The sequence below is a fragment of the Streptomyces sp. YS-3 genome (assembly GCF_045257485.1).
In the GTDB taxonomy this organism is placed as follows: Bacteria; Actinomycetota; Actinomycetes; order Streptomycetales; family Streptomycetaceae; genus Streptomyces.
On the sequence record NZ_JBJHPC010000368.1, the window covers coordinates 1 to 7324 of the forward strand.

The window sequence follows — 7324 nt, forward strand, 5'->3', positions numbered from 1 at the left end:
GCGGCTGGGTGGTGGGTTGCCCGCGCAGTTCCCCGCGCCCCTGGTTGGCCCGGTGCTTGTCTGCGGGTGCGCTGTGGCTGGTCGCGCAGTTCCCCGCGCCCCTTGAGGCACCTCCGGCTGCTGCAACTCCCGGGTTCACCCCGGCCCCCTCAGGGGCGCGGCTGGGTGGTGGGTTGCCCGCGCAGTTCCCCGCGCCCCTGGTTGGCCCGGTGCTTGTCTGCGGGTGCGCTGTGGCTGGTCGCGCAGTTCCCCGCGCCCCTTGAGGCACCTCCGGCTGCTGCAACTCCCGGGTTCACCCCGGCCCCCTCAGGGGCGCGGGGAACTGCGCGACCAGCCACCCACGACCCGCGGCCGACCGCACACCCCGACCACCCTCAGACCTTCTTCGCCCCACCCTCGCCGGAGGCGGCGGCGGACGAGGCGGAGGGGGCAGCGGCGGCGGCCGGATCCGGGGCCTGCCCCGACTCGGACGCCCCCTCCTCGAAGTCCACCTTCCCCATGTGCCGGTTCATCGACTTCATCAGCAGCCACACCCCCACGGCCAGCGCCGCGAAGACGACGAAGCCGAGGACGCCGGGCGTCACCTTGTCGTTGTCGATGTCCTTGGCCAGCGGGACCAAGTGCGTCAGTGCCAGGCTTGCGCTCATATCAGGCATTCTCGCGTACGCCCGCGAAGAGGTCGTCCTCGGGGAGGGAAGTGTCCACGAGCGACTTCGCCAGCTCGTACTCCTCCGTCGGCCAGACCTCCTTCTGGATGTCCATCGGGACCCGGAACCAGCCGCCGTCGGGGTCGATCTGCGTGGCGTGCGCGATCAGCGCCTTGTCGCGGATCTCGAAGAAGTCCGCGCACGGAACGTGCGTGGTCAGCGTGCGCTCGACGCGCTCGAACTCCTTCCAGCGCTCCAGCCACTCGGCGTACGGGGACTCCATGCCCCGGTCCAGCAGCGCGTGGTGCAGCGCCAGGGTGCGCGGCTTGTTGAAGCCCTGGTTGTAGTACAGCTTCCGCGGCTGGTAGGCCGGGCCGTACTCGTCCTCCGGGAACTTCTCCGTGTCGCCCGCCCCGTCGAACGCCACCATGGAGATCTTGTGGGTCATGATGTGGTCGGGGTGCGGATAGCCCCCGTTCTCGTCGTACGTGGTGATCACCTGCGGACGGAAGGCGCGGATCTTGCGGACCAGCTCGCCCGCCGCCCGGTCCACGTCCTCCAGGGCGAAACAGCCCTCCGGCAGCGGCGGCAGCGGGTCGCCCTCCGGCAGCCCCGAGTCGACGAAGCCCAGCCACTCCTGCTTGACCCCGAGGATCTCGCGGGCCTCGTCCATCTCCCGCTTGCGCACCTCGTGGATGTGCTCCTCGATGTACTTGTCGCCCTGGAGCTTGGGGTTGAGGATGGAGCCGCGCTCGCCTCCCGTGCAGGTCACCACCAGCACGTCCACCCCCTCGGACACGTACTTCGCCATGGTGGCCGCGCCCTTGCTCGACTCGTCGTCGGGGTGGGCGTGCACGGCCATCAGTCGCAGCTGCTCAGTCAAGACAAGATCCTCAGTGATTCGGCGCCCTGGGTGTCGCCCTCTGTGATCCGGCGCGATGGGCGGCTTCTATAGTGACCGAATCGGGGGGCGGAAAATTCCGGCACCCCCACCAGCAGGAGGACGACCATGGCCGCGGCTAGCCAACAGCTTCCCGAGGGGCGCTACGGGCGCACCGCGGACCAGCGCGCCGACCGCAAGCTCAAGATCATCGGCTCGGTCCTGGGCGTCGCGCTGCTCGGTGTGGTCGGCTGGATCGGCTACGACTACGTGGGCGGCCAGTCCGTCTCCGCCGAGGTGATCAAGTTCAAGGTGGTCTCCGCCAAGGCCGTCGAGGTCCACCTGGAAGTGCGCAAGGACAGCGGTGAGACCGGTGTCTGCACCCTGCGCGCGCTGGAGACCGGCGGCGACGAGGTGGGCCGCAAGGACGTGCGCTTCGAGCAGAAGAAGAGCCGGATCGACGAGCTGATCACCGTGCAGACCACCGAGCGGGCGACCGCGGTCGACCTGGTCGGCTGCAAGTCGGTCTGACCCGGACGCACGGCCCGGACGTCGCGCGCCGGACCGGGCGCTCCGGGCCACGCACGCGCCCCGGACCACGCGGGGCGGGGAGACGGCCGCACGGAGACGCCCGCTCGGGGCCGGACACTCGGACCGGCCGGCCGGTGTGCCCCGCCGGGCGACGCCGCCGTATCGTCCCCACTGACCTGCGCCGACGGTTTCCCCACGGTTTTCGTCCTCCCCCTACGCGCCCTGAATTGTTAGGCTCGTGGTTTCGCCCGCCCGAGAAGGCACATTCTTCTGGGTAGGGCGATGCGCTTGTATTCCCAGTACCGACGAGGAGCACCTGTGACCCAGACCAGCGACAACGTCACCTGGCTGACCCAGGAGGCGTACAACCAGCTCAGGGCCGAGCTGGAGTATCTGTCTGGTCCCGCGCGCACGGAGATCGCCGTAAAGATCGCGGCGGCCCGTGAGGAGGGTGACCTCCGGGAGAACGGCGGGTACCACGCGGCCAAGGAGGAGCAGGGCAAGATGGAGCTCCGGGTCCGCCAGCTGACCCAGCTCCTCGAACACGCCAAGGTCGGTGAGGCGCCCGCGGCGGACGGCGTGGTGGCCCCCGGCATGCTCGTCACCATCGCCTTCGACGGCGACGAGGACGACACCCTGGAGTTCCTGCTCGCCTCGCGCGAGTACGCGTCGACGGAGATCGAGACGTACTCGCCGCAGTCGCCGCTCGGCTCGGGCGTCAACGGCAAGAAGGTCGGCGAGGACGCCCAGTACGAACTGCCGAACGGCCGCAAGGCCTCGGTGAAGATCCTCGCGGCCACGCCGTACACGGGCTGAGCCCCGCCCCCGCACACGAGAAGCCCCCGTCGGCCCTTCCCAGGGCCGACGGGGGCTTCTTCGTACGCCTCAGGCGCCTCAGGCGGTGGCCGAGCGGTACTTGCGCACCGCCAGGGTCCGGAACACCACGATGATCAGCAGCGACCAGAGCAGCGAGGCGATCACCGGGTGCTGCATCGGCCAGGCGCCGGACGGCACCACGCCCGGGTTGCCGAAGAGGTCGCGGCAGGCCTGGACGGTGGCGCTGAACGGGTTCCACTCGGCGACGTGCCGCAGCCACGGCGTCATCCCGGAGGTGGCGACGAAGGCGTTGGACACGAAGGTCACCGGGAAGAGCCAGATCAGCCCGCCGGAGGTGGCCGCCTCCGGCGTACGCACCGAGAGGCCGATCAGGGCGCCGATCCACGAGAACGCGTACCCGAGCAGGAGCAGCAGCCCGAACGCGCCGAGCGCCTTGGGTACGCCGTGGTGGACGCGCCAGCCGACCAGCAGGCCGACGACCGCGAGCACCACGACGGTCAGCGCCGTCTGCACCAGGTCGGCCAGGGTGCGGCCGGTCAGGACCGCGCCGCGGGCCATGGGCAGCGACCGGAACCGGTCGATGAGCCCCTTGTGCATGTCGTCCGCGATGCCCGCACCGGCGCCGGCCGTGGCGAAGGTGACGGTCTGCGCGAAGATGCCCGCCATCAGGAACTCGCGGTACTGGCCGGGGTCGGTGGACCCGCCGATGTTGACCGAGCCGCCGAAGACGTAGCTGAACAGCACCACGAACATGATGGGCTGGATCAGACCGAAGATGATCATCTCCGGTATGCGCATCATCCGTATGAGGTTGCGCTTGGCGACGACCAGCGAGTCGGTGACCGACTGGACGACTCCGCCGCGCGGCTGCGGAGCGGTGAGGCGCGGGGTTTCGACGACGGCGGTCACTTGGCGTCCTCCTTCTCGTCCTCTTCCTTCTGTTCGGCCACGTGCCCGGTGAGGGAGATGAAGACGTCGTCGAGGGTCGGGCGGCGCAGCCCGATGTCGTCGATCTCCACTCCGCGGTTGTCGAGCTCCCGGATGACCTCGGCGAGCAGCTTGGCGCCGCCGGTGACCGGCACGGTGAGTTTGCGGGTGTGCGCGGCGACGGCGACCTCGCCCTTGCCGAACCCGGCGAGCACCGCGCGGGCGGGCTCGATCTCCTCCTGCTGGTGCACCACGACCTCGACGCGCTCGCCGCCGGTGCGGGCCTTCAGCTGGTCGGCGGTGCCGCGCTCGATGACCCGGCCGTGGTCGACCACGCAGATGTCGTGCGCGAGGTGGTCGGCCTCCTCCAGGTACTGCGTGGTGAGCAGCAGGGTGGTGCCACCGGCGACGAGTTCCTGGATGACCTCCCACAGTTCCTGGCGGTTGCGCGGGTCGAGGCCGGTGGTCGGCTCGTCCATGAACATCACGGGCGGTGAGACGACGAGGGCGGCGGCGAGGTCGAGGCGGCGGCGCATGCCGCCCGAGTACGTCTTGGCGGGGCGGTCGGCCGCGTCGGCGAGGTGGAACTTCTCCAGCAGCTCGCCCGCCCGCGCCTTCGCCTCCCTGGCCTTCATCTGGTAGAGCTGGCCGACCATTTGGAGGTTCTCGCGGCCGGTCAGGTACTCGTCGACGGCCGCGAACTGGCCGGACAGGCCGATCGCGCGGCGCACCTCGTTGGGATGCTTGAGCACGTCGATGCCCGCGACCGTGGCCCGGCCGCTGTCGGGCCGTAGCAGGGTGGTCAGGACGCGCACGGTGGTGGTCTTGCCGGCGCCGTTGGGGCCGAGCAGGCCCAGAACCGTGCCCTCGGGGACATCGATGTCCACGCCGTCCAGAGCCTTGACGTCGCCGAACGTCTTCACCAGGCCTTCGGCATAGATGGCGCCTGGCATGTGGGTACCCCCAGAGTTGGGTGTCGTTTCGTACACAAATCCTAGGATTGCCGGACAACTGGTGCCCGGTGGAGCTGTGGCGCGGGACAGACACTAACGCGATGTATCGCGTTTACTCAAGGGGTGCGACGGAGGTACGCCGGTGGTTCCGGCGCGAAGTCAGGAGATGACCCGGTACCCCTCCTCCCGCAGCGCCTCCCGCACCTCCAGGCAGTGCTCCGGCCCCTTCGTCTCCAGGTGCAACTCCACCTCCACCTCGGTGAGTCCGAGCCGCGGATCGGTCCGTACGTGGCTCACGTCGAGGACATTGGCGTCGGCCACCGACAGGGAGCCCAGCAGGGCCGCCAGCGCCCCCGGCCGGTCCGGCAGGCGCAGCCGCAGGCTCAGATACCGCCCGGCCGCCGCCATACCGTGCCGCAGGATGCGCTGGAGCAGCACGGGGTCCACGTTGCCGCCCGACAGCACCGCCACCACCGGCCCCCGGAACGCCCCCGGGTCGCTCAGCAGCGCCGCCACCGGGCTCGCCCCGGCCGGCTCCACGACCAGCTTCGCGCGCTCCATGCAGAGCAGCAGCGCGCTGGACAGCTCGTCCTCGGAGACCGTACGGATCTCGTCCACCAGCTCCTGGACCAGCGCGAACGGTACGTCCCCGGGCCGCCCCACCTTGATCCCGTCGGCCATCGTGGGCGCCGGGTCGATCGCCACCGGGTGCCCGGCCGCCAGCGAGGGCGGATACGCGGCCGAGGCCGCCGCCTGCACCCCGACCACCTTCACATCGGGGCGGATCGCCTTCACCGCGACCGCGATGCCCGCGGCGAGACCGCCGCCGCCGATCCCCACGACGATGGTGCGCACCTCCGGGCACTGCTCCAGGATCTCCAGGCCGACCGTGCCCTGGCCCGCGATGATGTCCGGGTGGTCGAAGGGGTGGATGAAGACCGCGCCCGTCTCGCGCGCGTAGGCCTCGGCCGCCGCCAGCGTCTCGTCGACGACCGTGCCGTGCAGGACGACCTCGGCGCCGTACTCCCGGGTCGCGGCGACCTTCGGCAGGGGCGCGCCGACCGGCATGAACACCGTGGAGCGCACGCCGAGGAGCGAGGAGGCCAGCGCCACGCCCTGGGCGTGGTTGCCCGCGCTCGCCGCCACCACGCCGGCCGCGCGCTCCTCGGGGCGCAGCCCCGCGATCCGTACGTAGGCGCCCCTGAGCTTGAAGGACCCGGTGCGCTGGAGGTTCTCGCACTTGAGGTGGACCGGGGCGCCGACCAGCCCCGTCAGGTGCCGTGACCCCTCCATGGCGGTCATTCTGGCGACCCCGGCGAGCATCTTCTGCGCGCCTCGCACATCGTCGAGGATCAGGGGATGCGAGGGGCCGGACGTACGGAAGCTCATGACCGCAAGTCTCGCAGCTCATGGGCCCGGCGGCCGGTGCGGACCGGATCGCCGCGGCAGTTGTCCACAGCTTTTCGCAGGGCCGGTACGCGTACCGGCCGGGCCGCGTACTCTGTCCCCCACCACACCGACCGCCGCACGAGAGAGCCCCGGCCATGCCCACTACTCAGGACATGACTTCCCATCTCGACCCAGGTCTCCTCGATGCCCTCCAGCACCAGGTGGCCATCTTCGCGCGCCGCGCGGAGCAGACCCGTCTCGGCGGCGTCGGCCAGGTCCGCAACTCGATGGACCGCGCGGCGTACCTGCTGCTCAACAGGCTTGACCAGGAAGGCCCGATGGGCGTCAAGGCGCTCGCCGCCGGCATGGGCATCGACTCCTCGACGGTCACCCGCCAGGTCGCCCCGCTCGTCGACACGGGCCTGGTGAAGCGGACCTCGCACCCGGAGGACGGCCGGGCGGTCGTGCTCCAGCTGTCGCCGCGCGGCCAGGCCCGCCTCGAAGAGGTCCGCTCCTCGCGCCGCGAGCTCATGGCGCAGGTGACCGACGGCTGGTCCGAGGCGGAACGGGAGTCCTTCTGCACCCTCCTGACCCGCTTCAACTCCGCTCTGTCGGCCCGCCAGTCGGCCGCCCAGGACCCGGCGGCGCCGACCTCTTGACCTGCCGCGCGCACGGGCTTCATATGAGGCCATGCGCGAGCGGCAGACGGAACGGCAGCGCCGCGGTGCCCGCGAGTTCGAGGCGTTCGTGGCGGGCGCGGGGGGCCGGCTGCTGCATGCCGCCACCCTGCTCACCGGCGAGCCCCCCGAGCACAACGAACGGGCCCGGCGCCTGCTGACCGCCGCTCTGGCGCGGACGTACGCGCACTGGGACCCCGAGCACGGCGAGGACCCGTACGACCGCACCCGCCGGGAGCTGGCGGCCCGCTTCGCCGGCTCCGCCTGGCGCCACCACCGCCACGGCGACCGCGACCGGGCGGTCGGCGTACTGGCGCGGCTCACTCCGCGGGAGCGGATCGTCCTGGTCCTGCGCCTGTACGAGGGCGTCGCCGAGGAGCAGGTGGCCGCGCTGATGGGCCTGCCGTGCGAGCGGGTCCGGGTGCTGTGCACGCGCGCGATCGCGACGATGCGCAGCGCGCCCGCGCAGCCCCGGCAGCCGCT

General features: G+C 71.2%; 9 protein-coding genes. 4 read left to right on the plus strand and 5 right to left on the minus strand.

Annotation, left to right across the window (positions count from 1 at the left end; genetic code table 11):
- Positions 1–374 precede the first annotated feature (374 nt).
- Positions 375–656 (minus strand): hypothetical protein, encoded by a 282-nt coding sequence (locus ACJA3G_RS25235; protein ID WP_406555336.1) that lies wholly within the window; start codon positions 654–656, stop codon positions 375–377.
- The gene (gene mca, locus ACJA3G_RS25240; RefSeq protein WP_406555337.1) at positions 649–1530 is read right to left on the minus strand and encodes a mycothiol conjugate amidase Mca; all 882 of its coding nucleotides are present in this window, start codon (positions 1528–1530) and stop codon (positions 649–651) included. The genes ACJA3G_RS25235 and mca overlap by 8 nt, the downstream gene beginning before the upstream one ends.
- A 126-nt stretch (positions 1531–1656) precedes the next feature.
- On the opposite strand from mca, the gene ACJA3G_RS25245 reads away from it, so the two are divergent.
- Positions 1657–2058 carry a DUF4307 domain-containing protein gene (locus ACJA3G_RS25245; RefSeq protein ID WP_406555338.1) on the plus strand — a complete coding sequence of 134 codons (402 nt, stop codon included), beginning with the start codon at positions 1657–1659 and terminating at the stop codon, positions 2056–2058.
- A gap of 318 nt (positions 2059–2376) precedes the next feature.
- Positions 2377–2874 (plus strand): transcription elongation factor GreA, encoded by a 498-nt coding sequence (greA, locus tag ACJA3G_RS25250; protein WP_406555339.1) that lies wholly within the window; start codon positions 2377–2379, stop codon positions 2872–2874.
- 78 nt (positions 2875–2952) lie between these two features.
- Here the strand turns inward: greA and ACJA3G_RS25255 are convergent, their stop codons facing one another.
- From ACJA3G_RS25255 to ilvA, 3 genes are all read right to left on the minus strand, one after another.
- Positions 2953–3804 (minus strand): ABC transporter permease, encoded by an 852-nt coding sequence (locus ACJA3G_RS25255; RefSeq protein ID WP_406555340.1) that lies wholly within the window; start codon positions 3802–3804, stop codon positions 2953–2955.
- The gene (locus tag ACJA3G_RS25260; RefSeq protein ID WP_406555341.1) at positions 3801–4775 is read right to left on the minus strand and encodes an ATP-binding cassette domain-containing protein; all 975 of its coding nucleotides are present in this window, start codon (positions 4773–4775) and stop codon (positions 3801–3803) included. The genes ACJA3G_RS25255 and ACJA3G_RS25260 overlap by 4 nt, the downstream gene beginning before the upstream one ends.
- Before the next feature lie 159 nt (positions 4776–4934).
- Positions 4935–6164 carry a threonine ammonia-lyase gene (gene ilvA / locus ACJA3G_RS25265; protein WP_406555342.1) on the minus strand — a complete coding sequence of 410 codons (1230 nt, stop codon included), beginning with the start codon at positions 6162–6164 and terminating at the stop codon, positions 4935–4937.
- Positions 6165–6319: 155 nt separating this feature from the next.
- Between ilvA and ACJA3G_RS25270 the strand changes: the two genes are divergently transcribed.
- Together ACJA3G_RS25270 and ACJA3G_RS25275 are read left to right on the plus strand one after the other, a co-directional pair.
- Positions 6320–6823 (plus strand): MarR family winged helix-turn-helix transcriptional regulator, encoded by a 504-nt coding sequence (locus ACJA3G_RS25270; RefSeq protein WP_406555343.1) that lies wholly within the window; start codon positions 6320–6322, stop codon positions 6821–6823.
- A 31-nt stretch (positions 6824–6854) separates the two neighbouring features.
- A partial coding sequence (locus ACJA3G_RS25275; RefSeq protein WP_406555344.1) for a sigma factor-like helix-turn-helix DNA-binding protein occupies positions 6855–7324 on the plus strand: 470 nt, incomplete at its 3' end.

What these genes read in the sequence shown, in the direction of transcription:
- ACJA3G_RS25235 (WP_406555336.1), bottom strand. Translation starts at nt 656, where the DNA reads ATGCCTGATATGAGCGCAAGCCTGGCACTGACGCACTTGGTCCCGCTG.
- ACJA3G_RS25245 (WP_406555338.1), top strand. Translation starts at nt 1,657, where the DNA reads ATGGCCGCGGCTAGCCAACAGCTTCCCGAGGGGCGCTACGGGCGCACC.
- ACJA3G_RS25260 (WP_406555341.1), bottom strand. Translation starts at nt 4,775, where the DNA reads ATGCCAGGCGCCATCTATGCCGAAGGCCTGGTGAAGACGTTCGGCGAC.
- ilvA (WP_406555342.1), bottom strand. Translation starts at nt 6,164, where the DNA reads ATGAGCTTCCGTACGTCCGGCCCCTCGCATCCCCTGATCCTCGACGAT.
- ACJA3G_RS25270 (WP_406555343.1), top strand. Translation starts at nt 6,320, where the DNA reads ATGCCCACTACTCAGGACATGACTTCCCATCTCGACCCAGGTCTCCTC.